At 47.2% G+C, this 521-nt stretch carries 1 protein-coding gene; it reads right to left on the bottom strand.

The features are described 5' to 3' along the window. On the bottom strand, nt 1-487 hold a 487-nt coding region (locus A3738_RS09225), incomplete at its 3' end, for a DUF3530 family protein (protein WP_197473754.1). Between the last annotated feature and the right edge of the window lie 34 nt (nt 488-521).

Here is a 521-nt window from a genome sequence, read left to right as displayed (position 1 = left end):
GAGGGGTTGAGCTCAACTCAAACGTGGGAAGGCTGATCGATAAAGTCTGCCATCCGGTAAACGGAAGATACTCCCGCAAGGAACGAACGATATTAGGCCAGTCTGCATGCTGCGAGGTGTTCGGGATGATTAAAGCTGCGCCCTGAGTAATCGGGCTTTTAGGTTTAATGTTTAAGGCAAGGCTTTGATGAGAGCTCGCTGATCCTGGGTATTTAATGTCTAGCCAGGTAACTTGGTTTTCTGGGCTGGCCGCAGCAAGAAGTTTGGTAAATGCGCGTTCCTGTTGAATTAACGCTGGTAGCGTTGGGCGCATTTCTTCTGCTGAGGGGGCTTGTTCGGGCGCTTCTTGAGATGTGTTTTCATTCGACTGAGCAAGACCAGAGCTAGTTTCTTGGGCGAGAGTATTGGCGCTAACAATAAGGCTAAGACTAATTATTCTTAGATTTGACAGTATCTTGCTTGTTATTTTGTGATTGATTGCATACATTGCGCGCAAACACCTGTTCCCTTACTGATTGAGG

The organism is Oleiphilus sp. HI0066, assembly GCF_001635725.1.
Note: the sequence above shows the minus strand (reverse complement) of the source record. Positions and strands in the feature narration are given on the sequence as shown.